21 protein-coding genes and 1 pseudogene are annotated in these 23,261 nt (G+C 63.0%); 10 read left to right on the top strand and 12 right to left on the bottom strand.

Features of this window, described 5'->3' with window-relative positions:
• The first annotated feature begins 40 nt into the window (after nt 1–40).
• Nucleotides 41–571, top strand: coding sequence for a hypothetical protein (locus Hrd1104_RS06265; RefSeq protein WP_154551940.1), 531 nt, complete (start codon nt 41–43; stop codon nt 569–571).
• Nucleotides 572–622: 51 nt separating this feature from the next.
• Here Hrd1104_RS06265 and leuD read toward each other — a convergent pair.
• The 6 genes and pseudogenes from leuD to Hrd1104_RS06295 form a co-directional block, all read right to left on the bottom strand.
• A pseudogene (gene leuD / locus Hrd1104_RS06270) lies at nt 623–1,281 on the bottom strand (3-isopropylmalate dehydratase small subunit).
• On the bottom strand, nt 1,278–2,699 hold the full coding sequence (gene leuC, locus Hrd1104_RS06275) for a 3-isopropylmalate dehydratase large subunit (RefSeq protein WP_154551941.1): 1,422 nt from the start codon (nt 2,697–2,699) through the stop codon (nt 1,278–1,280). Before leuC ends, leuD begins: the two are co-directional and overlap by 4 nt.
• Before the next feature lie 54 nt (nt 2,700–2,753).
• Entirely contained in the window at nt 2,754–3,764 is a 1,011-nt protein-coding gene (gene ilvC / locus Hrd1104_RS06280) for a ketol-acid reductoisomerase (protein ID WP_154551942.1), read from the bottom strand.
• A 72-nt stretch (nt 3,765–3,836) separates the two neighbouring features.
• Nucleotides 3,837–4,454: an acetolactate synthase small subunit gene (gene ilvN, locus Hrd1104_RS06285; protein WP_154551943.1), complete on the bottom strand. Its 618-nt coding sequence runs from the start codon at nt 4,452–4,454 to the stop codon at nt 3,837–3,839.
• 2 nt (nt 4,455–4,456) lie between these two features.
• Nucleotides 4,457–6,232, bottom strand: a complete 1,776-nt coding sequence (gene ilvB / locus Hrd1104_RS06290) for a biosynthetic-type acetolactate synthase large subunit (protein WP_154551944.1) — start codon at nt 6,230–6,232, stop codon at nt 4,457–4,459.
• Nucleotides 6,233–6,586: 354 nt separating this feature from the next.
• Nucleotides 6,587–7,789 (bottom strand): LeuA family protein, encoded by a 1,203-nt coding sequence (locus Hrd1104_RS06295; protein WP_199268273.1) that lies wholly within the window; start codon nt 7,787–7,789, stop codon nt 6,587–6,589.
• A gap of 311 nt (nt 7,790–8,100) precedes the next feature.
• Here Hrd1104_RS06295 and Hrd1104_RS06300 point away from each other — a divergent pair, with 311 nt between their 5' ends.
• The 5 genes from Hrd1104_RS06300 to Hrd1104_RS06320 all read left to right on the top strand — a co-directional run bounded on the left by Hrd1104_RS06300 (nt 8,101) and on the right by Hrd1104_RS06320 (nt 13,157).
• On the top strand, nt 8,101–9,210 hold the full coding sequence (locus tag Hrd1104_RS06300; RefSeq protein WP_154551946.1) for a BMP family protein: 1,110 nt from the start codon (nt 8,101–8,103) through the stop codon (nt 9,208–9,210).
• Between the two features lie 6 nt (nt 9,211–9,216).
• Nucleotides 9,217–11,541, top strand: coding sequence for a methyl-accepting chemotaxis protein (locus Hrd1104_RS06305; protein ID WP_154551947.1), 2,325 nt, complete (start codon nt 9,217–9,219; stop codon nt 11,539–11,541).
• A gap of 124 nt (nt 11,542–11,665) precedes the next feature.
• Nucleotides 11,666–11,956 carry a DUF5779 family protein gene (locus tag Hrd1104_RS06310; RefSeq protein ID WP_154551948.1) on the top strand — a complete coding sequence of 97 codons (291 nt, stop codon included), beginning with the start codon at nt 11,666–11,668 and terminating at the stop codon, nt 11,954–11,956.
• Between the two features lie 97 nt (nt 11,957–12,053).
• Nucleotides 12,054–12,728, top strand: coding sequence for a hypothetical protein (locus tag Hrd1104_RS06315; RefSeq protein ID WP_195837644.1), 675 nt, complete (start codon nt 12,054–12,056; stop codon nt 12,726–12,728).
• 3 nt (nt 12,729–12,731) lie between these two features.
• A complete protein-coding gene (locus tag Hrd1104_RS06320) occupies nt 12,732–13,157 on the top strand; it encodes a hypothetical protein (RefSeq protein ID WP_154551949.1) in 426 nt (141 codons plus the stop codon).
• Between the two features lie 50 nt (nt 13,158–13,207).
• Here Hrd1104_RS06320 and Hrd1104_RS06325 read toward each other — a convergent pair whose 3' ends face one another.
• From Hrd1104_RS06325 to Hrd1104_RS06340, 4 genes are all read right to left on the bottom strand, one after another.
• Nucleotides 13,208–13,417 (bottom strand): ribbon-helix-helix domain-containing protein, encoded by a 210-nt coding sequence (locus Hrd1104_RS06325; RefSeq protein WP_154551950.1) that lies wholly within the window; start codon nt 13,415–13,417, stop codon nt 13,208–13,210.
• A gap of 66 nt (nt 13,418–13,483) precedes the next feature.
• The gene (locus tag Hrd1104_RS06330) at nt 13,484–13,690 is read right to left on the bottom strand and encodes a hypothetical protein (RefSeq protein ID WP_154551951.1); all 207 of its coding nucleotides are present in this window, start codon (nt 13,688–13,690) and stop codon (nt 13,484–13,486) included.
• A gap of 140 nt (nt 13,691–13,830) precedes the next feature.
• A complete protein-coding gene (locus Hrd1104_RS06335) occupies nt 13,831–15,006 on the bottom strand; it encodes a Xaa-Pro peptidase family protein (protein WP_154551952.1) in 1,176 nt (391 codons plus the stop codon).
• A gap of 75 nt (nt 15,007–15,081) precedes the next feature.
• Nucleotides 15,082–15,687: a TetR/AcrR family transcriptional regulator gene (locus Hrd1104_RS06340; protein WP_154551953.1), complete on the bottom strand. Its 606-nt coding sequence runs from the start codon at nt 15,685–15,687 to the stop codon at nt 15,082–15,084.
• Between the two features lie 328 nt (nt 15,688–16,015).
• Here Hrd1104_RS06340 and Hrd1104_RS06345 point away from each other — a divergent pair, with 328 nt between their 5' ends.
• The gene (locus Hrd1104_RS06345; RefSeq protein ID WP_154551954.1) at nt 16,016–17,080 is read left to right on the top strand and encodes an ATP-binding cassette domain-containing protein; all 1,065 of its coding nucleotides are present in this window, start codon (nt 16,016–16,018) and stop codon (nt 17,078–17,080) included.
• On the top strand, nt 17,077–17,937 hold the full coding sequence (locus Hrd1104_RS06350) for an ABC transporter permease (protein ID WP_154551955.1): 861 nt from the start codon (nt 17,077–17,079) through the stop codon (nt 17,935–17,937). The genes Hrd1104_RS06345 and Hrd1104_RS06350 overlap by 4 nt, the downstream gene beginning before the upstream one ends.
• Nucleotides 17,938–17,949: 12 nt before the next feature.
• On the opposite strand, the gene Hrd1104_RS06355 is transcribed toward Hrd1104_RS06350, so the two are convergent.
• Complete coding sequence (locus Hrd1104_RS06355) at nt 17,950–20,676, bottom strand: response regulator (RefSeq protein WP_154551956.1); 2,727 nt, start codon at nt 20,674–20,676, stop codon at nt 17,950–17,952.
• Between the two features lie 152 nt (nt 20,677–20,828).
• On the opposite strand from Hrd1104_RS06355, the gene aroA reads away from it, so the two are divergent.
• Both aroA and Hrd1104_RS06365 read left to right on the top strand, forming a co-directional pair.
• Nucleotides 20,829–22,115: a 3-phosphoshikimate 1-carboxyvinyltransferase gene (gene aroA / locus Hrd1104_RS06360; RefSeq protein ID WP_154551957.1), complete on the top strand. Its 1,287-nt coding sequence runs from the start codon at nt 20,829–20,831 to the stop codon at nt 22,113–22,115.
• A 49-nt stretch (nt 22,116–22,164) separates the two neighbouring features.
• Complete coding sequence (locus Hrd1104_RS06365; protein ID WP_154551958.1) at nt 22,165–22,746, top strand: DUF2391 domain-containing protein; 582 nt, start codon at nt 22,165–22,167, stop codon at nt 22,744–22,746.
• A 13-nt stretch (nt 22,747–22,759) separates the two neighbouring features.
• Here the strand turns inward: Hrd1104_RS06365 and Hrd1104_RS06370 are convergent, their stop codons facing one another.
• Nucleotides 22,760–23,173 (bottom strand): SRPBCC family protein, encoded by a 414-nt coding sequence (locus Hrd1104_RS06370; protein WP_154551959.1) that lies wholly within the window; start codon nt 23,171–23,173, stop codon nt 22,760–22,762.
• Between the last annotated feature and the right edge of the window lie 88 nt (nt 23,174–23,261).

Genomic DNA, 23,261 nt, shown 5'->3' on the forward strand with positions numbered 1-23,261 from the left:
CCCGATCATTTTTGTCCTCGCCAGGGTATGCTTCGGTACGATGGCCGCGCCGCCCGACGTCGTGTTGGTATACGCACCCGACGAGACGAAGCGTCGATCGATCACGACGGCCCTTCGAGACCGCTGGTCGGTCCGAACTGCCACAACGCCAGAGGCAGCCGCCAGCAGTCTCGACGAGACGATCGCCGTGGTCGTCGGGACCGACGGCACCAGTATCGAAGACCCCCGCACGAACAGCCCCAGCGAGTGCGATCACATACAATTACTGTGGCTCGCCAGCAGCGAGGCCGAGGTCCCAGCCAGCGGCGGCAACGTGCTTGCTGACGATGTTTCAGCGGATGCGCTTCGACAGACCGTCGCTCGACTCCATCGACGCGCGCGGTACGATCGACTGCTCACGACGTGTTACGAATTGTCCCGTGCGCGAAGCGAAGCGAAAGCGGATGAGTCGGCGTCGGCGGAAGATATCGCGGCGGGCGATCGTGAACTCGAATCGGTACAGCGCGACCTGGACGAACTCACAGCGGAGTTAAACGACGTCGAGGCGTTCGACGTGGCACTCGACGAGTAACCAGTCGTTGAGAAGTCAAACGGCCCGAATCCGACTGCGACGACGGGCCTCTTATTCCAGGTATGGCAACGTGTCGGCCGTCGCCGCAATCTCGTTTCGTTTGCACTCATCAACGCGGTGGTGTCCCAGATACCCTCGACTAACGCCTGTCGCTGGGCGTCATCGACGCTGACCTCGACGGTCTGATCGCCGTAGGTAACGGTCTCGCTTGCAACGTCGATGTCGATATCGCCGTCGGGGTTCTCCTCGACCCACTCCTGTAAGTCGGCGATCGTCTCGTGGTCGGCCGTCACGGTGGGCATGCCCAGCGCGAGGCAGTTGCCCGCGAAGATTTCGGCGAAGGACTCGCCGATGAACGCGTCGATCCCCCAGCGCATCAACGCCTGGGGGGCGTGCTCCCGTGAGGAGCCACACCCGAAGTTGTCGTTGACGACCATGACTGAGGCGTCCCGGAACTGGTCCTCGTTCATCGGGTGCTCTTTCTGGTTGTCCACTTCGACGGCTCCGCCGTCTCCGTCTCGCGACTCAGCTGGAGTCGCGCTGTCGTACCGAACGTCGAAAAAGGCGAACTGCCCCAGGCCATCGAAGGTGACGACCTTCATGAACCGCGCGGGGATGATCTGGTCGGTGTCGATGTCGTTGCCCCGGATCGGCACGCCGGTGCCGTTCACTGCCCGGACTTCGGGGATGTCGGCGTCGAAGTCGCTCATGCGGGGGTCACCTCCGGCAGTTCGCGCACGTCAGTCACTTCCCCGGTGATCGCCGCGGCGGCGACCATCTGGGGATTCATCAGCACCGTCCGCCCGTCTTTGCTGCCCTGCCGGCCGACGAAGTTCCGGTTCGAGGAGGATGCGGAGGCCTCGTCACCCTCCAGCTGATCCTCGTTCATGCCCAGACACATCGAACAGCCGGCGTTGCGCCACTCGAAGCCGGCCTCCCGGAAGGTCTCGGCCAGGCCTTCCTCCTCGGCGGCCTGCTGGACGCGCTGGCTCCCGGGGACAACCATCGCCCGGACGCTGTCGTCGACTTCCCGGCCCTCGATGATGTCTGCGGCTCGACGCAGGTCGGGCAGGCGCGCGTTCGTACACGAGCCCAGGAAGACGACATCGATGTCGTAGCCCGCCATCGTCTCGCCGGGCTCGACGCGCATGTGTTCCTGGGCGCGCCGGGCGGTCTCCTGCTTGTCTTCTTTCAGGTCCTCGGGCGCAGGAATCGGATCGGTGATGCCGATGCCCTGACCGGGGGTCGTGCCCCAGGTGACGACCGGTTCGAGTTCGCTCGCGTCGATGTGAACCACGTCGTCGTACTCGGCCATCTCGTCGCTCCGGATGGACTCCCAGTAGGGTTTCAGTTCGTCGAAGGCCTCGGGATTCTCCTGGAAGTAGTCCGTCTCTTTCAGCCATTCGTAGGTGGTCTCATCGGGGTTGACGTAGCCCGCGCGAGCGCCACCCTCGATGGACATGTTACAGATGCTCATCCGGCCTTCCATGTCCAGGTTCTCGATGGCCTCGCCGGCGTACTCGTAGACGTAGCCGACGCCGCCGTCGGTGCCCAGTCGGCGGATGATCTCTAAGATGATGTCCTTGGCCTCGACGCCCGGACCCAGTTCACCGTCGACTTCGATTTTGCGGACCTTCTGTTTCTCCATGGCGATGCACTGGGTCGCCAGCACGTCCCGAATCTGGGAGGTGCCGATGCCGAAGGCCAGTGCGCCGAAGGCGCCGTGGGTCGAGGTGTGGCTGTCGCCACAGACGATCGTCTTCCCGGGCTGGGTGATGCCCTGCTCCGGGCCGATGACGTGGACGATACCCTGATCGCCCGTCGTCGGGTCCGAAAAGTCGATACCCGCATCGCGGACGTTTGCCTCCAACTCGCCCATCATTTCCTCGGCCGCGTCGTCGCTGTAGGGCCGGGACTGATCGCTCGTCGGGACGATGTGATCGACGGTCGCGTGAGTCAGATCCGGTCGGGCAACCTCGATATCGCGCTCGCGAAGCATGCCGAAGGCCTGTGGGCTGGTAACCTCGTGGATGAGGTGGAGTCCGACGAATAGCTGATCCTGCCCGTTGGGTAGGGTCGTTACCTTGTGGCGATCCCACACCTTGTCGTACAGCGTTCCCTGACTCATACTCGTCCGTCCGTTGTCTGCGTTCGATAGCGTGCGTTCATTGTGTCGCGTCGATCACTCCGCCTGCTCGTCCCAGGAGAACAGGTCCCGCAGGGACTCGCCGACGTTTTCGATGTCGTGATTCTGTTCTGCGTCTCGCAACTGCTTGTAGCTCGGCCGGTTGGTCTGGTTCTCGGCGATCCACTCCTTGGCGAACTCGCCGTTCTGGACCTCTTCGAGGATCTGCTCCATCCCCTCGCGGGCCGAATCGTCGATGACGTACTCCCCGCGGGTGAGGCCACCGTACTCGGCGGTATCGGAGACGGAGTTCCACATCTCCATCAGCCCGCCCTCGTAGATCAGATCGACGATCAGCTTCATCTCGTTCATGACCTCGAAGTAGGCCATCTCCGGGCTGTATCCGGCGTCGACCAGCGTTTCGTAGCCGACCTTCATCATCTCGGTGACGCCGCCACAGAGGACGGCCTGCTCGCCAAAGAGGTCGGTCTCGGTTTCCTCGCGGAAGGTCGTCTCGATGACGCCAGCTCGCGTACAGCCGATCGCCTTCGCGTACGCGAGGGCCGCCTCCTTGGCCTGGCCGCTCTCGTCCTGGTAGACCGCGACCAGACCGGGCGTGCCCTCGCCGCGCTGGTAGGTCCGCCGGACCAGGTGGCCCGGGGACTTCGGGGCGACCATCGTCACGTCGACGCCCTCCGGCGGTTCGATCTGGCCGTAGTGGATGTTAAAGCCGTGAGCGAACTGGAGGGTGTCCCCCGGCTCCAGGCTGTCCTCGATGTCGTCGTAGACGGCCGGCTGGACCGTATCGGGGACGAGCATCACGACGATGTCGCCGTCCGCTGCGGCGTCAGCCGGCGTCTTGACCGTCAGACCGGCGTCTTCGGCGACCGGGCGATCCTCGTTGCCCTCCGGCAGGCCAACGACCACGTCGACGCCGCTGTCGTCGAGGTTCTGGGCGTGAGCGTGGCCCTGGCTGCCAAAGCCAAGGACCGCTACCGTCGTGTCTGCGAGATACGATTCGTCTGCGTCGTCGTCGTAGTATACTGTCGCGTTGAATTCCTCGGTCATGGTTGTCGTCTCCGTGTCTGCGTTGCGTGGGTGTCAATCTATCGTGTCGTCATGGCCAGGCGAGCGGTGGCGTTACTCACCGCTCGCGTACCCGTTTGCGTCCATCGTCTCCGCGCCGCGTTCGAGGGCTGCTGCACCAGTGCGGACGACTTCCTCGACCTCGAACTGTTCGAAGGCCTCGACGGCGGCGTCGATCTTCTGTTTGCTGCCCGTGATCTCGACGGTCACGGCGTTGGGCGAGGCGTCGACCGCCTGGCCGTTGTACATCTCCGCGACCGACTGGACGTCGTCGGGCTTTTGGCCCCGAACTTTCACGAGGGCGAGTTCCCGCCGCATCGCCTCGGGCTCGAGTTCCTCGACGGCGATCGTCGGGATGAGTTTCCGGAGCTGTTTTTTGGCCTGCTCGACGCCAGGCTCGGGTTCCTCGATGACGATCGTCATCCGGGCAACGCCGTCGTCGGTCGTCGGCCCGACAGTGAGGCTCTCGATGTTGAACTGCCGGCGGCTAAAGAGCCCGGACACTTCAGCGAGGACGCCGGGCTCGTGTTTGACCAGCGCCGACAGCACCGCGTGGCGGGGCTGGTGGGTCGCTTCCGCTTTCGGGTCGATACGAATGCCTTGCTCGTTGCGCCGGCCCTCGGGTCGAATCCGTTCCTCGGGGGCTGGCCCAGGGAGTTCTCCACTGCTCATTGTTAGAGGGAGTCCAGTTGGTCTTCCGAGAGGGCGAACTGTCCGTTGTCGCCGCCGCTCGGAACCATCGGGTAGACGTTCTCGCCGGGGTCGATGATCGCGTCGATGACGGCCGGCCCGTCGTACTCGCGAGCCTCCTGAATCACGTCGTCGACCTCGTCGTACTCTTCGAGCCGGAAGCCACGCGCGCCAAAGGATTCCGCCAGCAGGTCGAACTCGGGGATCCACGGGTACTCGCTTGCCATCCGCCGACCCTCGTAGAACCCGTCCTGCCACTGGCGGACCATCCCGATCGCCTCGTTGTTGAGGATGACGTACGTGATGTCCAGATCTTCCCTGACCGCGACCGAGAGTTCCTGCATCGTCATCAGGAACGACCCGTCGCCGTCGAAGGTGACGACCTCCCGATCTGGCGCACCCAGCTTCGCGCCGATGGCCGACGGGACGCCGTAGCCCATCGTTCCCAGCCCGTTGGAAGAGACCCACGTGCGGGGCTCGGTGTACGTCCAGAACTGGCAGGCCCACATCTGGTGTTGGCCGACGCCGGTGGTGACGATCGCATCGTCGTCTGCCAGTTCGGCGAAGCGTTCGACGACGTACTGCGGTTTCAGCGGCTCGTCCTCGGGCGTCTCGTAGTCCAGCGGATATTCCGATTTCCAGGTCTGGCACTGTTGGCGCCACGTCTCGGCCTCTGGTGCGTCCGTCAGTTCGTCGTCGAGCTGTTCGAGGACGCGCTCTGCGTCGCCCAACAACGGGTAATCGGCGTAGATGTTCTTGTTGATCTCGGCGGGGTCGATCTCGACGTGGATGACCTCGGCGTCGGGCGCGAAGGTGTCGACGCCGCCAGTCAGGCGGTCGTCGAAACGCGTCCCGACACCCAACAACACGTCGCAGTTGGTGATCGCCATATTGGCCGCGCCGGTGCCGTGCATCCCGGCCATGCCAAGCGAGAGGGCGTCAGTCTCGGGGAACGTGCCCAGTCCAGGCATCGTCGTGATCACCGGGATCTCGTACTCCCGGGCGAACGCACGCAGTTCGTCGTGAGCTTCGCCCTTGATGACGCCCCCACCCGAGAGGATGGCCGGCCGATCGGCCGCTTCCAAGGCTTCGGCGGCCGCCTCGATGACTACCTCGTCTGCGGTCTCGGGCGGATGGTAGGTCTCTGGCGTTTCGGGGGAGACCGGCTGGACGTCAGTCTCGGCCTTGCTGGCGTCTTTGGGCAGATCGACCAGGGTCGGCCCTTGTCGGCCAGCATCGGCCAGTGCGAACGCCTCGCTGACGTCCTCGCCGAGGGTATCCGGGTCGCCGGCGAAGTAGTTCTGTTTGGTGATCGGTTGGGTAATGCCGACGGTATCGACCTCCTGAAAGGCGTCGTTGCCGACGAAATCCGTCGCGACCTGGCCCGTCAGCGCGATCATCGGATCCGAGTCCATCGAGGCGTCGGCGATGCCCGTCACGAGATTCGTCGCGCCCGGCCCGGAGGTCGCCATCGCGACACCGGGATCACCCGAGACGATGCCGTAGGCGTCGGCAGCGTGGGCGGCACCCTGCTCGTGAGCCATCGTGATGTGCTCGATGTCCGAGTCATAGAGGGCGTCGTAGACGGGCATGATCGCCCCGCCCTGGACGCCAAAGGCCATGTCGACGCCGGCCTCCTCTAAGGCGATGATCGCGGCTTCCGCGCCTGTCGTCACTTCACGGGCGTCGTCAGTGGCTTGCGCTTCGTCGTCAGCTGGCGGTTCGGGCTCTGGATCTTGATGGAACGCGCGTTCGCTCATGGGCGATACCTCCGTGCTGTGGGTGCCGCTCGCGGACTGGCTGCCCGCGGATGCGGCGTCGGTGAATGCTGATGTGTCATGGCTGGCGTCTGCTCGCTGGTAGTCAACGCGCCGTACGATCGTCGTGAGAAGTGTGGTACTATCGGGGCTATAGTGCCCCTACAATACCGCTCAGAAGCAGGTCGGACGCGCCGCTGGCACCGGATCGCACTCCAGACGAGACCAGCGGGCACATCGGTACCGGAACGTCGTCGTCGTTCATTATAAACGTTCCGTGAGATGGATCCACGAACGGTTGCCAAGACAGCAGACAGCGGTCGCTGGCCGGGCTGAGCGGGCGACGTGGACGTCATCTCAAGCACTGACCTCCTCACGTGCCTCGACGCCCACGTCGCGGGCAAACCGTTCGAGGACGTCCATCGTGACGCGGTTGTCCTCGGCACCGAACGCCTTGACCCGGCGGGTGACCTCCCGTACCTCCGAATCTGACGGCGCGAAGCCGGCATCGCGGAGTCGCTCGCGGACCGAGTGCTGGCCAGTGTGTTTGCCAAGCACCAGTTCGCGCTCGGCACCGACCATCTCGGGAGTCATGACGCCAGGCTCGAACGTCTCGCTGTTCTCGATGACGCCGGCGGCGTGGATGCCCGATTCGTGGGAGAAGGCGTTCTCGCCGACGACGGGCTTGTTACCCGGGGTATCGACACCACTTTTGTCCTCGATTAGCCGGGACAGCTCGGTGATACGAGTCGTATCGATACCCGTATCGACGTCGTACAGACTCTCGGCGGCCATGACAACTTCCTCGTAGGCGGCGTTGCCGGCCCGCTCCCCGATGCCGTTGACCGATACCTGGGCCTGAGCACCGCCGGCCTCGTAGCCCGCTAAGGCGTTGGCCGTCGCCAGCCCGAAGTCGTCGTGCGTGTGCACGTCGACGCGAGCGTCCGTGTGAGCGTCGACTTTCGCAACCATCTCCCGGAAGCGGCCGGGCGTCGCAACGCCCGTCGTGTCGGGAATGTTGATCCAGTCGGCTCCGGCCCCGGTAACGGCCTCGACGACGTCCAACAGGAACGCCTCGTCGGTCCGGGTGGCGTCCATGGGCGAGAACATGCACTCGACACCGGCCTCTGTGACGCGCTGGACTGACTCGACAGCCCGTCGTTTGGCGTCCTCACGGGTCGCATGCATCGAGTCAGACAGTTGGACGTCACTGGTCGAGACGAACACGTGGACGAGTTCGACGCCCGACTCGAGGGCGGCTTCGATATCTGCGTCGACGACGCGAGCGAGTCCACAGGTGGTCGTCGTGGTACTTTCGGCGATATCCCGAACCGCCTCGAACTCCGCGTCGGAGTTGACGGGGAACCCAGCCTCGATGACGTGGGTGCCCATTTCGTCGAGTAGCGCCGCTATCTCTCGTTTGTCTTCGTAAGAAAACGAGGTGCGCGGCGTCTGTTCCCCGTCGCGAAGCGTCGTATCGAAAATCCGTGCGTCCGTGATTTCGGACGTACTATCGAGTGTGCCCTGGAAGAACTCGATCCGCCGGGGATTCCGACGCAACCTCGGATGTGTTAGACATTTGCGTTCGGAGGCACGGCGTCGGCGTATTTAAATCTTCTCGAAGCCACAGTCCAGATCGGGCAAACGTCAAGTCATCGCCCAGTCTGGCGTCCAAAGTCCCGCGATTGTTGCCTAATTGGGCGTGAGCGGTGCCAAACGGGACTCTGTCTCCTCTCGACGGGCGAACCCAGGCGGCCCACTCACCGAGAGTGACCTCTTCTATTGTGTTGGATGTGAATATTATCACTACTGATATCAGGAGGTACAGGCTTATACTTTCGAGTCTACCTGTATCGGATAGCTACCCATCAATGCGCCCACAACGATACAGTAGACGGGAGTTGCTCGGTGCCACTGCTGGCATCAGCATTGCTGGACTCGCCGGTTGTCTCGGCGATGACAGTACAGACACCGAAACCGAAACAGACCCCTCGACGGGCGAGCAGACAGGCGAAGACGCGACGCAGGTCGGCATGATCTACGCCCTCGCCGGCCTCGACGATCGGTCGTTCAACGATGCGGCCAACAGGGGGATCCAGCGAGCACGACTCGACTACGGCATTTCGTTCTCGAACCACGAGCCGGACGCGGCCAAAGACATCGAGAGGCTACAACGAGAGCTTGCACGCAGTGAGACACCGACGTACGATCTGCTCTGTTGTATCGGCTTCGTCCAGCAGGACTCACTTGGACAGATCGCGTCCGAATACCCGGAGCAGCAGTTCATGATCGTCGATGCGACTGTCGATGCCGAGAACGTCGCCAGTTACGTCTTCAAGGAGCACGAAGGCTCGTTCCAGTCGGGCCATCTCGCGGGTGAGTTGACCAGTAGAGAGATTACGCTTGGAACCGGGACAACCAACCCCGATGAACGAATCGTCGGGTTCGTTGGTGGCGTCGAAAACGACCTGATCAAACGGTTCGAGGCGGGGTATCGGGCAGGAGTGAAGTACGCCGATTCCGAGGTGACCGTCCGTTCGTCGTACGTCGGAAACTTCGCGGACGTGCAGACGGCGTTCGATATGGCACAGGGAATGTACGACGACGGGGCGGATATCGTCTATCACGCAGCCGGCGGGGCCGGGCTGGGCGTCTTTCAAGCGGCCCAGGCGGCGAATCGGTACGCGATCGGCGTCGACGCAGACCAGTCTCGAAGTAATCCACGATACGCGGACGTCATCCTCGCAAGTATGGTCAAGCGTGTCGACAACGCTATCTACAGCGCTACCAGCAACGTCGTCGAGGGAGGATTCCAGGGTGGGAGCGTCGTCCCACTCGGCCTTGAAGCGGACGGCGTCGATGTGGTCTACGGGACGTCACTCGAACCAGCGATACCGAACGACGTCAAGACAGCAATCCAGACGTCCAGAGAGGCCATCATCGCGGGAGATATTACGGTCCCGACAGAGGTCGAGGGGTGACCACGAATGGCCGATAGTCTCAGGACGCGACTCGCACGGTTCGGGCGTCGCATCGTCCCCGATTTCGTCCGCCAGCGGTACGCCGCACAGTTCGCAATCGCGTTTCTCGCCGTCGTCCTCGTGATCGCGGGTGTCGGAGCCCTCACCTACGTACAGGCAGGGCAAACCGTCGAGTCGAGTACGACCCAGCAGTTAGAGGAAACCAGCAACCTGCAGGGCCAGTCGATTGGCTCGTGGGTCAAAGAGATGCGGACGAGTACCAGATCGGTCTCTAGCGGTGACGGACTCCAGACCGATCGCACAGCCGCCGCACATATTCTCCTCCAGGATCAGCTGCTCTCTGAAGACATCGTGAGCATGCACTATGTCAACACGAGCCAAAACGAAGTCATCGCGAGTACCGAACTCCCGATCGAGGGGCGATCGCTCGATGAACTCTCAGCCCCCTGGACGGACGCCGAGGTGCCGGAAGGTCCCGGAGAGAACAGCCGCGTCTGGCAGTCCTCGCGATCCTATCGCTCGCCGGTTTTGAACGACCGGCCGGTCATGGCCTTTGCCAGCTCTGTCCCACAGCGGGCAAACTCCTATCTCGTGGTCGTGAGTCGGATCCAGCCACAACTCGAGCGCGTCCAAGGGGAAAACACTGACCAGCGGACGACCATCGTCAACGACGCCGGCGAGACAGTCCTCGATATCGATCGAACGGTCTCGGCGACGACCCACGCCACACAGTTCGACACCATCCGTAACGGCTCAGCAAACGGAACGACCTCCCGGATCGGGGCCGATCAGGTCTTTGCCTACGCGTCGGTGCCGGGGACCGACTGGGTGGCCATGACCGATATCGAGAAGTCGACGGCCTTTGCTGTCCGTGACGACGTCGCCCAGTCAGTGCTGTTGTTGGTGGTGCTCGGACTGGTCTCGCTCGTCATCGTCGGGCTCGTCCTGGGCCAACGGACGATCAGGCCCTTGACACGGCTCCGGTCACGGGCCGAGCAGATGGAGGCGGGGGAACTCGACGTGGACTTAGAAACCAAACGCGAAGACGAGATCGGGCGCCTGTACGACAGTTTCGACGCGATGCGCAATTCCTTGCGGGAACGCATCACCGAGGCCGAAGAGGCCCTCGAAGACGCAGAGAACGCCCGAAGCGAAGCTGAAGCGGCAAAACAAGAGGCTGAAGCGGTCAGCAGACAGCTCAAACAGCGTGCTGGGGCTTACAGCGACGTCATGCGTGCCGTTGCCGAAGGCGACCTCACCCGACGGATGGATCCCGACGCCGACCAGGAAGCGATGGCCGAGATCGCACGCGAGTTCAATGCGATGATCGACCAACTCGAAGAGACTGTCGGCGGCGTGATGGCCTTCGCCGAATCGGTCGCCACGGCAAGTGAAGAAGTCGCATCCGGTGCTGGCGAGATCGAGACGACGAGCCAGACGGTTGCGACCCGCGTCCAGCAGATCTCCGACGGTGCACTCCAGCAAAACGAGACACTGCAAGAAACCGCAGGCGAGATGAACGATCTCTCGGCGAGCATCGAAGAGATCGCGTCTGCGTCCGCATCAGTCGCCGAGACGGCAAACGAAACAGCCGAACGTGGCCGGGAAGGACGGCAGGCGGCCCAATCTGCCATCGACGACATGGCCGAAATCGAAACGCGCTCGGAGACGGCCGTCGAACAGATCCTCGAACTGCAATCCCAGATGGACGAAATCGGGGAGGTCGTCGACTTCATTACCGACATCGCCGAACAGACGAACCTACTCGCCCTCAACGCGAACATCGAAGCGGCCCACGCCGACGACAGCGGCGATGGGTTCGACGTCGTCGCAAACGAGGTCAAGAACCTCGCCGAGGAGACCAGAACGTCGGCCGAACAGATCGAAACCCAGATCGAACAACTCCAGGCAGCGACCGACGAGACAGTTTCGGACATCCGCACGACGAGCGAGCAGATCACCACCGGTGTCGAAACAGTCAGAGAAGTCTCGAACGCACTCGACGAAATCGTCGACGCTGTCGAAGACACCAATCAGGGCATTCAAGACATCAATACGACGACCGACGAGCAAGCCGAATCGACACAGCGTGTCGTCAGCCGTGTCGATGAAGTCTCCGACATCAGCCAGAACGTCACCGAAGACGCCGAGCAGGTGTCGGCTGCCGCAGAGGAACAAACGGCCTCCGTCACGGAAATTGCAAACAACGCAACCGAACTCAAAGACCGGGCGACGGAGCTGGCCGCTACGCTCGATGCGTTCACTGTCGACGACCAGCGAAAATCAACGGCGAACCTCTCGGCGTCGAAATCCGATCACGACGAACGGTAACCCCACTGTGTCCCTGCCGTCGCGGGGCTGTACCGGGTGCCGGTCCGACCGCGGGACGGGCAACAGCCGGACTGATTCGGGACGCGTCGCGTAGATTTTTATCTCACCGAACGCAATTGCGGGTATGTCCGAGTTCGATCTGGATCTGCAGGCCGTCGAGTCCCAGCTAGAAGGCGACGAGGGGGACCACCGCGTCGTTCTGGGTATCCTCGACGGGACGACCCCCGACGAGGAGTGGGTGCAACTCGCCACAGACGGGGCTGTGTTGGTATTAGACGTCCAGGGAGACGTCAACGAGCAGGCCGGTGGGTTCGCTCGCGACGTGCGGGACAACGGCGGGAGCCTCGTTCACTTTCGTGGGTTTCTGATCGTGACACCCCCACGCGTAGAGATCGATACCGATCGCCTCGAATGAGCGACAGTCGAGCACACGGCCGGACGTGATCGGCGTCGCCCCCTCAAGATCAGCCGTCGACTGATGGTTTATGCCAGTCCGGATCGTAGGCTGAGGTATGCCAATGAAGGGAACCGGCACCGGTACGTTCGAGCCGGTCGACGGCCGCGAGAACGGCTCGACGTGGATCGCACAGCCAGACGAGACGATGCAGCGGGCGAGTCACGCCCTCGGGATCGACGGCGAGGTCTGGCTCGTCGATCCAGTCGACGTCGACGGGCTAGACGAGCATCTGGCCGACCTGGGAGAGGTTGCCGGCGTCGTCATACTGCTGGACCGCCACAAACGCGACGCCGGGGCGATCGCCACGCGCCACGATGTTCCGGTGTACGTACCGGAGTGGATGGATGGGGTCGCCAGCGAGATCGGCGCCGATATCGAGCGCTTCGGGACGACGCTGGCAGACACGTATCGGGTCTACCCGATCGTCGACTCACGCTTTTGGCAAGAAGCCGCACTGTACGACGAGGATAGCGGCACGCTGGTCGTCGCGGAGTCCCTCGGGACAGTGTCGTATTTCACAACGGGCGATCGACACCTCGGCGTCCACCCGATGCGCCGACACCGCCCACCCCGCCGACTCGGCCAGTTCGACCCCGAGCGGCTGCTCGTCGGTCACGGGGCACCGGTAACGACAGACGTGGCAGCCACGATCGAGGACGCTCTGGCTGGGGCTCGTCGTCGGGCGCCGCGACTGTACGCCGAGTCCCTTCGGGACTTCGTGTTCGGGTAGCAGATGGCCACAGAGCCAGTCTACGCGACGACAGGACTCATCGACGTACTCTTAGCACGTGCTGGAGAGCAAGCACCCGATCCAACGACGATCTCGGTGTCGGTCACACGAGCGGCCGAGTTCAAGGAATTAGACATAAACGGGGACACGCCGGTGTTCACACACTTTTATCTACCCAACGCCGGGAACGCGGTCAACTTCGTCTTCGGCGTCGATCTCGGGACGCCAGTCGGCCAGACCCAGGGCCGATTCGTCTCCCACCCCGAGGGGCCGCTCGAACCAACCCAGGCCGACGACTTTCACGAGGTGCTGTTCGTCGCCGTCCCGCCGTGGGACCGGCAATCGATCGTGGCGTTCGATCGAGACAACACGCGCCGGGAGCTACGGCTGCTGGACGTCGAACCGCCCGAAGAAGTGTTCGAAGAGTGACGACGAGTGACCACGTGGCACGACCGATAGCCGGCAGTGGCCCGTGACAGTTACTCCAGGTAGCCCAGATCCTGAAGTTGGGACGTAATCTCGTCGAACTCCGCTTCGGTGAGTGCCTCCGATTGCTGGTGCTGGATCACGATACTCCGGAGCAAGAAGCGAACGAGGTCGCTGGTCGATGAGAAACTCGTCCCTTCGATCGTGTCCTCGACCCGATCGGCGAGGTCCTTCGGAATTGAAACGGTTGTGTACTCGGTCATACGCTATGGTCGTGACCGGACGAAAAAGGCGTTGCGTCCGCGTGGGAGTCGCGTGGTCAGTTGGGACTACCGCTCGTGATACTCCGCCTCCGTCTCGAACATGTCGGGCAGACTCGCTCGTTCGGTCGGAGCGAAGATACTCGGTGCTGACGAGGGATTGCCATCGGGCGAATCCGGGTCGGACAGGCGGTCACGCTCGGGGATCGCTGGCTGTTGGGTTGTCGGTGGTCGATACGCGGTCTCGGTCGGGCGGTGGTTCGGATTGGAACTCATCGGGACGTGGATCGCAGGTAGTCGGCGAGCGGTACTGGCCGGACTCAACGGAACGGTGCGCCACGTACACGAAGTTCGATCATCGTATCGCACCCGATGTGAGCCGGGCTAATAAATATAACGATTGTAAATGATAGATTCTACTCGGCGAGTGAAACTGGATACTCGGTCAGGTTTTCGGCCCCGTCCTCGGTCACGACGAGAAAGTCTTCGATACGGACACCGCCCACATCGGGGTCGTACAGCCCCGGTTCGATCGTGATGACGTGGCCGGGTTCGAGTTCGCCGCCGCCCGGACCGATAGTCGGCTGTTCGTGGACGGCGAGGCCGACGCCGTGACCGGTCGTGTGAATGAAGCCGGTCTCGGTGCTCCCGTCGCTGCGGAGCGTCGGCAGGCCCGCGTCCTCGTAGATATCACACACGACGTCGTGGACGTCCTCGCCGGTGACACCCGGTTCGACTGCATCGATAGCCGCCTGTCTGGCCTCGTCAGTCAGGTCGAACCACTCCCGGATCGTCTCACTTGGCTCACCGACGAGGAACGTCCGCGTCATGTCGGCGTGGTACTGGGTCGCCTTGTCCTGGGGGAAGATATCGACGATGATCGGCTCGTCGGCCCGGAGTGGTCCACTCCCACGATCGTGTGGGTCGGCGGCATCCTCGCCACAGGCGACGATCGTCTCGTCGAGTGCACAGCCGTTCCGGAGCAACGTGACTTCGATTTCCTCGCTGACGCGTTCGCTCGTCAGCACGTCGCCGTCGACCAGGAGGCGTCCCTCGTCGTCGACTGACGCCCCGCGAATGAGTTCCTCGGCGGCAGCCATCGCCTGCTCGTTGGCCCGCTGGGCGGTCCTGACGTGTTCGATCTCCGTCTCGGCCTTCCTCGCCCGGACAGATTCGATCACGTTGTCGTAGTCGACGGTGACGGTAACGCCCTGCTCGCGGAGGCCATCGGCCGCCCCGGTCGGGAACCGCGGTGGGACAGCGAGGGATTCGACGCCGTGCTCGGCGAGGAAGGCCGCACGGACGCGATCGACAGCCTCGCGCCGGTCGTACTCCTCGCGCAATCGATCGTAGTCGTAGTCGACGTATCGCTCGACGGTTGCGGCGTCGGATTCCCGTTTGGCTCGTCCGTATTCGAGACTCCGGGGGAAAAACAGATGGACGTCACCGGCATACAGCGTCACAAACGGGTCGGGAGCACCGAATCCCGAGAGGTACTGCTGGTTCGGGTCGGTGCCATCGGCGTCTAGCAGATACCCGTCGGCCTCCAACTCGGCGAGTCGGGCCTCCAGTTGGGAGAAGTCTTTCTCCATGCCACCGCATCCGACTGCGGTGGCCAAAGGCGTACCGACTGCGGTGGCCAACGGCGTGCGACGGCAGCCGGCAAGCTACCCTTCGGCAAGCAGTCGAGATTCGACGTAGGCCTCGGCTTCTGCTCGCAGCGTCGAGAGATCGACAGCGGCCGTCGACCGGTGGGTCATCGCGCCGGTGATCGTCGCGTGCAACATCGTCGCCACGGCCTCTGGATCGACGTCCCGAAAGGTCCCATCCTCGACCCCCTCGCGAACGATCGCAGCGAGCCGATCCCGGAAGAACGCGTCGTGTTCGCTGAACTGTTCCTGATAGGCAGGGTCGGTCGTCGCCTGGGCGCGCAATCCCAGCATCGTCCGCCGGAACGCGGCGGCCTCCGGGTCGTCGTCGGGCGAGAATACGCGGTCGAAGAGTACCTGCAAGCGGGCCTCGGGACCGAGATCACTGTCGATCCCGAGGTCAGCCTCGGCGTGTTCGAGGAGGTAGGACAGAAAGTCCAACAGGAGTTCGTCCTTGCCGTCGTAGTGATGGTAGACCAGCGACGTACTCTTGGGGAAGTGTTCACCGATGCGTTCGATCGTCACGTCCGCGTATCCGTGTTCGCGCAGCGCCCCGTAGGTCGCTTGCAAGATCTCGATACGAGTCTCCTCGGGCGCGTCCGGAAAGAGATGATCGGGTGCCATTCCGTTAGTTCCACCCTGACACTCCGCCCTCGAAGACGTCACGGTTCGGTGTGGGCACAGCCGCGGGCAAGCGGGCGAAAATTCCGACTGTTCTCTCGGCAGCCGAGACCGCCTCGCCATCTTGGCTACGTGTGTCCCACTGGACCGTGACCACCCGGTCGAGCGGTGTTTTGTCGACGCCTGAATCGGCTGTCACCGTGGCCCTACGTGGGACCCTCTGGTTGCCGTCGCTATGCATACGACCGCGAAAGAGCCGAAGGACCAAAACGGTGTTGAGTAAATATTCAATCAACAAATTTTAGTCTGCGTCGCTGCGACGATCAGAGCGATGAGTACAAGTAGCAACGACGCCGGCGGATCCGATGCTGGGCAGGCGATCGAAGCCGACGGGCTAGAGCTCACCTACGCCGACGGGACAGAGGCAGTCTCGGGTGTGTCCCTTGCGGTCCCTGAGGGGGAGTTTTTCGGCTTTCTCGGCCCCAACGGTGCGGGGAAGACGACGACGATCAAAGTCCTGGCCACGTTGCTGGCCCCCACTGGCGGCTCGGTGCGTGTCAACGGCTTCGATGTCGAGCGTGAGGCCCAGAAGGTTCGTGAGTCGATCGGCTACATGGCCCAAGAGACCAGCGTCATCAACGAGATGACCGCCCGGGAGAACCTCCGATTTGCCTGTGACGCATACGGCGTACCACGCGGCGATCGAGGTGGCCGTATCGACGAACTACTCGATCTCGTCGACCTGGCCGACGTCGCCGATAAGCAGGCCCAAGATTTCTCGGGTGGGATGAAAAAGCGACTCGATGCCGCGATGGCACTCGTCCATCGCCCACCGCTGGTCTTTCTGGACGAACCGACCACCGGCCTGGATCCGAAAGCACGCAACCGACTCTGGGATTACTTCGAGGAGATCAACGACCGCGGGACGACCATCTTTCTGACGACCCAGTATCTGGAGGAGGCCGACCACCTCTGTGACCGGCTCTCGGTCATTCTCGACGGCGAAATCGTCGCGGACGGCTCGCCCGAGACACTCAAGCGAGAGGTTGGCGGGGAGATCTTAGACGTCGAACTCGACGACGGGGCCGAGGAGCGCGAGCGGGCCGCCGAAATCGTCCAGTCGGACGATCTCTTTGGCGACGATCCCAACGTCGACGTCACCGACGACGGGATCTCGGTGACTTCGCGGGAGGCTCGAAAGCGCGGCCCGGATCTGCTGGTTGCACTCCGGGACGCAGCGATCACCGTGACGGGATTCAACGTCCGCTCGCCGACGCTTGACGACGTTTTCCTCGCGATTACCGGCGAGCACGTCGAAGCCGAGGCCGCGACGGACGACGAGCGCGTCACGTCGGCGGCCGACCAGTCGACTGCCACCGACGGGGGTGGCCAATGAGTACTGATACGGTCGGCGACGAAGAAGTCGTCCGGACGTCGAATACGTTTCTGCGGGACATCTGGACGAACTTCATGCGCTGGAATATCAACGCGATCCGCAACCCCTTCGTGGTAGTCTCCTCGCTCGTCCAGCCGATCATCTTCCTCGTCCTCTTTACCCAGATCTTCGGGAACGTCGTCACGGGAACGCTACCTGGCGGAATCAGTTACGAGTCCTATCTCGTTCCGGCCATCGCCGTCCAGATCGCACTCATCGTGGCCTCCTCGTCGGGAATCGGGCTCGTTGATGACATCGAGAGCGGCGTCTTCCAGAAGACGCTGGTCACGCCGATGAACCGGGTCGCCATCTTCCTCGGGAAGACCCTCTCTGAACTGATCCGGATCGTCATCCAGGTCGTCATCATCCTGGTGTTGGGCGTCATTCTGGGCGCGGAGGTCGCCACCGGCCTGCCCGGGGCGCTGGCGATCATCGGGATTGCGATCCTCTTTGCACTGTGGTTCCTGGCGTTTTCGAACGTCGTCGCGCTCATCACGCGCGACCAGGAGTCGACGATCATCGCCGCCAACATGGTTCAGTTGCCGCTGTTGTTCGTCTCCAGTGCCTTCCTCCCGGTGAGTTCGATGCCGGGGTGGGTCCAGACGGTCGCGACGTACAACCCGATCACCTACGGCGTCGACGCCGCACGGGCACTCATGCTCGATGCCGACGTCATGGAAGTGCTCGATATCACTGCCTTCGGTGGAATCTGGAACACGATCGTCCCCGCACTGGCGGTGCTGGTCGTCCTCGACGTGATTCTGGGCGCAATCGCCGTCTACATGATCAATCGGGCCTCCAGTGCGAGCGTCCAGTGATCTCGAGGCGGCCTAGACGAGATCGACGTCGGTAAACTCGAAGCGCGCGCCGCCGTCTTCGCTCTCGGTCACGGTGACAGCCCAGTCGTGGGCGTCGGCGATCCGTTCGACGATCGTCAGCCCGAATCCGGTCCCCTCCGCTGTCGTGGTGTACCCTGGCTCGAAGACAGCTGTCCGTTCGTCTTCGGGGATACCAGGGCCATCGTCGGCGACGTAAAACCCGCGATCACCGATTCGTCCGATAGCGATCGTCACATCCGCTGGTGGCGCCGATTCGTCGGCGGTCGAAACCGTCCGCTCTCCGGTTGCGTGCTCGACCGCGTTGCCAAAGAGATTCTCGAAAACGTGGCGAACGCGATCGGGGTCGCCCCGGATCCGAAACTCCTCGGCAATATCGATCGACACCGCCTCGGTATCGATCATCTCCGCACACTGCTGGGCGACAGCCGGCACGGCCACGGCTTCAGTTTCCCCGACAGTGTCGCCTTGCCGGGCGAGAGTCAGCGTGTTGTCGACGATATCACCCATGCGTTCGAGAGCGTCGATCAACGGACGGGTGTGTTCGCTCTCACACGCCTCATCGAGCAGCGTTGCCCGTCCGGTCGCGACGTTCAGCGGGTTCCGAAGATCGTGGGCGACGACTTCCGCAAACTCGTCTAAGCGTTCGTTGTGACGTTCCAGTTCCTGTTCGTACTCTCGTAAGACGGTGACGTCGGTGACCGTCCCGACGACACGCGGCGCATCTCCGTCGTCCAACACTTCGGCCTGCTCGCGGACCCAGATCCGTTCGTCGTCCGGTTCGACCGGGTACGTGAGATCGTAGCTAGCTTCCTCGTCGATCGCACGCTGGATGGTGTCTTTGACCCGCTCGCGGTGGCCCGGCGGAATGATCTCGAAGAAGGTATCGAACACCGGCTTGGCCGTCGTCGAGTCGATCCCAAAGACGTCCTCGAAGGTCGGGTAGCGCCGGATCGCCTCGTCTTCAGGGTGCCAGTCGAACGTATAGGCGTTTGTCGTCTCCAAGGCGAGTTCGAGTTGCTCGCGTACTGACTGGAGTCGGTCGTTGGTTCGCTGTAGCTCGCGTTCGCGTTCGATCGTGTCGGTGACGTCCCGATAGAGCCAGAGATTCCCCACGCCGTCTGGCAACGAGAACGGGACGTAGCTCCGAGAGAGGGTTCGACCGTCTGCCATTTCGACGTGTTCGTTCAGTACCGGTTGTCTTCTAGCCAAAATCTCCTCGAGACGGTCGCGGAATCCGTCCGCGTCCGCGATATCGTCACTGACGTCGGCCGCGAGCGCCATACAGTCGGTACCGACGAGTTCCTCACAGTCGGCAGAGAAATCGAAGATCTCACAGAGTTTCGGGTTCGCGGCCATGATCTCCCGGTCAGGGTCCTCGACGAGGATGCCAAACGGGAGGTTCTCGAGTAACGTCGAGAGGAGCCTGTTGGTCTCGAGTAACTCCTGGTCGCGCTCGACGACCGTCGTAATATCGTTGAATGTCGTGACAAAACGGTCTCCATCGAGTGGGAACGCCGAAATTGCGTAGTGTGCCTCAAGCGATTCCGCGTAGTGATCGAATCGGACCGGTTCGCCCTCGCGGACGACCTGCGCGTAGCGGTCGATGAACGTCGGATCGAGGTCCGGTAAGACGTCTGTGGCACGCTCGCCGACGATCGCCGCTCGTTCGAGCCCGGTCGTGTGCTCGAAGGCCTCGTTGACGTCCAGAAAGACGTAATCGACCGGCTGGCCGTTCTCGTCGGTCCGGAGTTCGTGGACGGCGATCGCGTTGATGGACTCCTCGAAGAGCTGCCGATAGCGACGCTCTCGTTCGATACGATGGAGCGCGTGTCCGATGTCCCCGCCGAGTTCGCCCAATAAGTCCATCTCCGTCTCGTCGAAGGGGGTCGGGTCGGTGCTGTAAACGTTCAACACGCCGTACTGCTCGTCCTCGAAGGACAGTGGCACGGCCGCACTCGATCGAAACCCACGGTCGAGGGCTGCCTCCCGCCAAGGGGCAAACGCCTCGTCGTCGGCGATCGATTGGGTCACAACGAGGTCGTTTTCCCGGAGCGCCTGGACGGTCGGCCCACCTGCACTCGCCCCGTCTTCGAGCGTAATCGTGATCTCCGATGTGTAGTTCTGGCCGTCTCCCGCGCTCGCTCGTGGCCGAACGATACCCTCGTCTGTATCCCGCTGGCCGATCCAGGCGAACTCGTAGGGCGCCCCGCTGGCGACGACCGCACACACTCGCTGTTCGAGATCCGATCGGGTTCGCGAGCGGACCAACTCCTGATTGACGTCACGGACAGTCTTGCGGATGCGATCGAGCGTGGCCGCGCGCTTGCTGGCCCGATACTGCTCGACGGCGTTCTCGATCCGGTTGCGGAGAACAGTATACTGTGCCGGGCCCCCGGATTTCTCCAGATAATCAGTCACACCCGCCGAGATGGCCTCGCTGGCAACGTCTTCCGATCCTCGAGCAGTATAGAGGATAAATGGAAGGTCCGGATACTCGCTGCGGACCGCATCGAGGAGTTCGAGCCCGTCTCGCCCGGGCATTTCGTAATCACTCACGACACATTCGAATTGTTGGTTCCGAAGCATCGCAAGCGCGTTCGACCCACGTGATGCGGTCTCGACGATGAGTCGATCGCTCTCGGCATCGAGCATGGTCGCGGTCAGCTCGAGAAAGTCCGGGTCGTCGTCGACGTGAAGCACCCGAATCGACTCACGCATGTGCTGATATCGAACGGTTCAGCGGAAAAATGTATGGTGAAATGTCACACGTCAAACGCCACGGGGTCGTCAAGCACATCTCCGGACAGATGGCCACGATCTAGCTGGGGTGCACCGGTACCCTCATGTCGCCCCCTCCCGATCACTCGCGCATGGATGTCCACGTTTCCCAGTCGACGGTCGACGGGACAGTACAGGCACCGCCGTCGAAGAGTTATACGCACCGTGCAATCCTCGCCGCGGGGTACGCCGACGGTGCAACCGTTCGAGATCCGCTCGTCAGCGCCGACACGGAGGCGACGATGGGGGCTGTCGAGGCCTACGGCGGCAGCGTCGATCGCGGTGACGGCACCCTCGAAATCACCGGTTTCGATGGGAAACCGTCGGTACCCGATGATATCGTCACGTGTGCAAACAGCGGCACGACGATGCGCCTGGTGACAGCCACGGCCGCCCTCGCCGACGGGATCACGGTCCTGACGGGGGATGACTCGCTCAGATCGCGCCCGCAGGGGCCGCTACTGGACGGGATCGAACAGCTCGATGGGCGCGCAGAGAGCACGCGTGGGAACGGCCAGGCCCCACTCGTCGTGAAGGGGCCTGTCGACGGCGGGGAAGTGTCGATCCCCGGGGACGTCTCCTCGCAGTATATCACAGCGCTGCTGATGGCCGGTGCCGTCACCGACGACGGCATCGAGATCGATCTGGAGACCGAATTGAAATCCGCACCGTACGTCGACATCACGATCGAGGTTCTGGCGGCGTTCGGCGTCGAGACAGTATCGACGGCTGAGGGATTCGAAGTCGAGGGCGGTCAGACGTACGATCCTGCGGGCGGCGAGTACGCTGTCCCGGGGGACTTCTCCTCGATGTCTTATCTCTTGGCAGCGGGCGCCCTCGCCGCACCGGACGGGCTGACGGTCACGAGCGCCCACCCGAGCGCACAGGGTGACTCAGCGATCGTGGACGTGCTCGAACGCATGGGGGCCGACATCGAGTGGGACCGTGAGGCAGGCGAGATTACCGTCGAGCAGTCCGATCTGACGGGCATCGAAGTCAGCGTCGCGGACACGCCCGACCTCCTGCCGACGATCGCGGTCCTCGGTGCAGTTGCCGAGGGCGACACACGGATCGTCGACTGCGAACACGTCCGCTTCAAGGAGACCGACCGCGTTCGCGCGATGGCCGAGGAACTCGGTGCGATGGGGGCGAACGTCACCGAACAGCAGGACGTGCTGACGATCCACGGCGGCGACACCGAACTCTCGGGTGCGAACGTAGACGGACGGGCCGACCACCGGATCGTGATGTCCCTGGCGATCGCCGGGCTGGTTGCCGACGGCGAGACGACCGTCCGGGGTGGCGAACACGTCGACGTGTCGTTCCCGAATTTCTTCGACGTTCTGGACTCGATGGGCGGGCGCGTCCGCCAGGAGTGAGTGGGCCAGGCGGGTCACGTTCATGTGCCGGGCGCTCGGTACGTGAGGTATGGGAAGCTTCGACGGACCGGCATCGGACGGGCCACCCGACCAGCCCAACGTCGCCGATCTGCTCGACGAACTGGACGAGCTCGAGGCAACGGTCGACTCTCCGGAGGAACGCGAGCGCGTCGAGTCCGTGCGGGAAACTGCACTCTCGGTCAGCAGCAGTGGCCCCTTCGGCCGGGTGATCTCCGGGTTCGACCGCGCGGACGCCTCGGAAGCACTACTTGGCAGCGTCCTCTTTGGCATCCCGATGTTCGTCGAAGGCGGGACGAGCGAAGTCGGTAACTATCTCGCGGCCCACCCGTACTTTCTGGTTGGAACAGTCGGATGTACGTTCGCACTCGTGGCCGGGATCCTCTACGTCGCCGAGATTCAGGACGTTCGCGTGGTCGACCCGTACTTCGGATTCATCCCCCAGCGGTTCGCCGGCGTCCTGGTGATCGCATCCGTGACAGCACTGGTGTTGATGACGCTGTGGGGTCGCCTAACGTGGTCCGAACCGTTAGTCGTAGCCGGGGAACTCGCCACCGCGATCCTGCCGATGGCCGTTGGCGGCGCGCTCGGGGATATCTTGCCCGGTTCCTGACCGAGTGAGAAGGTTACTCCGTCGTGGCGACTTCTTCGAGATAGGCGAGTTGGTCTTGCAGTTCCTGTGTCCGCTGGCGTTTGATCAGCGTCGCGTCCAGTGCCGAGCCGATCATCCCACCGAGTTCGAACTCCGTGGTCGCTGTGACGCTCGTTCCGTCTCCGTCGCCGTCGACCCGGTAGCTCGTCGTCATTTCGTCGAACATCCCCTCGACCTGTTCGTACGCCAGATCCACGTCACGTTCGACGAGTTCGAGTGTCAGTTCGAGCTCCGCCAGACCGATCGTCCGCCCGACAGTCACGGTATCGCCCTCGACCGTGACCGAATCGAAGCCGGCTGCACGCATGAACGCCCCCACGTCGTCGAACCCGTTGCTGACCGCGTCGGGAGCTGCGGGAACGTCCCGCGAGACAGTGACTGTTTGCATACTCCGGAGGTAGACCCCCTGCCTGAACAACCTGCCGACGAACACGTTCGTCGGTGAATCGGCCGACGGTTCGAACATGTTCGAAACA

The organism is Halorhabdus sp. CBA1104, from assembly GCF_009690625.1.
GTDB lineage: Archaea > Halobacteriota > Halobacteria > Halobacteriales > Haloarculaceae > Halorhabdus.

Coding starts and splice junctions, on each gene's coding strand:
- leuC (WP_154551941.1), bottom strand. CDS start 2,699: ATGAGTCAGGGAACGCTGTACGACAAGGTGTGGGATCGCCACAAGGTA.
- Hrd1104_RS06355 (WP_154551956.1), bottom strand. CDS start 20,676: ATGCGTGAGTCGATTCGGGTGCTTCACGTCGACGACGACCCGGACTTT.
- ilvC (WP_154551942.1), bottom strand. CDS start 3,764: ATGACCGAGGAATTCAACGCGACAGTATACTACGACGACGACGCAGAC.
- aroA (WP_154551957.1), top strand. CDS start 20,829: ATGGATGTCCACGTTTCCCAGTCGACGGTCGACGGGACAGTACAGGCA.
- ilvB (WP_154551944.1), bottom strand. CDS start 6,232: ATGAGCGAACGCGCGTTCCATCAAGATCCAGAGCCCGAACCGCCAGCT.
- Hrd1104_RS06315 (WP_195837644.1), top strand. CDS start 12,054: ATGCCAATGAAGGGAACCGGCACCGGTACGTTCGAGCCGGTCGACGGC.
- Hrd1104_RS06365 (WP_154551958.1), top strand. CDS start 22,165: ATGGGAAGCTTCGACGGACCGGCATCGGACGGGCCACCCGACCAGCCC.
- Hrd1104_RS06305 (WP_154551947.1), top strand. CDS start 9,217: ATGGCCGATAGTCTCAGGACGCGACTCGCACGGTTCGGGCGTCGCATC.
- Hrd1104_RS06310 (WP_154551948.1), top strand. CDS start 11,666: ATGTCCGAGTTCGATCTGGATCTGCAGGCCGTCGAGTCCCAGCTAGAA.
- ilvN (WP_154551943.1), bottom strand. CDS start 4,454: ATGAGCAGTGGAGAACTCCCTGGGCCAGCCCCCGAGGAACGGATTCGA.
- Hrd1104_RS06300 (WP_154551946.1), top strand. CDS start 8,101: ATGCGCCCACAACGATACAGTAGACGGGAGTTGCTCGGTGCCACTGCT.
- Hrd1104_RS06325 (WP_154551950.1), bottom strand. CDS start 13,417: ATGACCGAGTACACAACCGTTTCAATTCCGAAGGACCTCGCCGATCGG.
- Hrd1104_RS06265 (WP_154551940.1), top strand. CDS start 41: ATGGCCGCGCCGCCCGACGTCGTGTTGGTATACGCACCCGACGAGACG.
- Hrd1104_RS06330 (WP_154551951.1), bottom strand. CDS start 13,690: ATGAGTTCCAATCCGAACCACCGCCCGACCGAGACCGCGTATCGACCA.
- Hrd1104_RS06320 (WP_154551949.1), top strand. CDS start 12,732: ATGGCCACAGAGCCAGTCTACGCGACGACAGGACTCATCGACGTACTC.
- Hrd1104_RS06340 (WP_154551953.1), bottom strand. CDS start 15,687: ATGGCACCCGATCATCTCTTTCCGGACGCGCCCGAGGAGACTCGTATC.
- Hrd1104_RS06370 (WP_154551959.1), bottom strand. CDS start 23,173: ATGCAAACAGTCACTGTCTCGCGGGACGTTCCCGCAGCTCCCGACGCG.
- Hrd1104_RS06345 (WP_154551954.1), top strand. CDS start 16,016: ATGAGTACAAGTAGCAACGACGCCGGCGGATCCGATGCTGGGCAGGCG.
- Hrd1104_RS06350 (WP_154551955.1), top strand. CDS start 17,077: ATGAGTACTGATACGGTCGGCGACGAAGAAGTCGTCCGGACGTCGAAT.
- Hrd1104_RS06335 (WP_154551952.1), bottom strand. CDS start 15,006: ATGGAGAAAGACTTCTCCCAACTGGAGGCCCGACTCGCCGAGTTGGAG.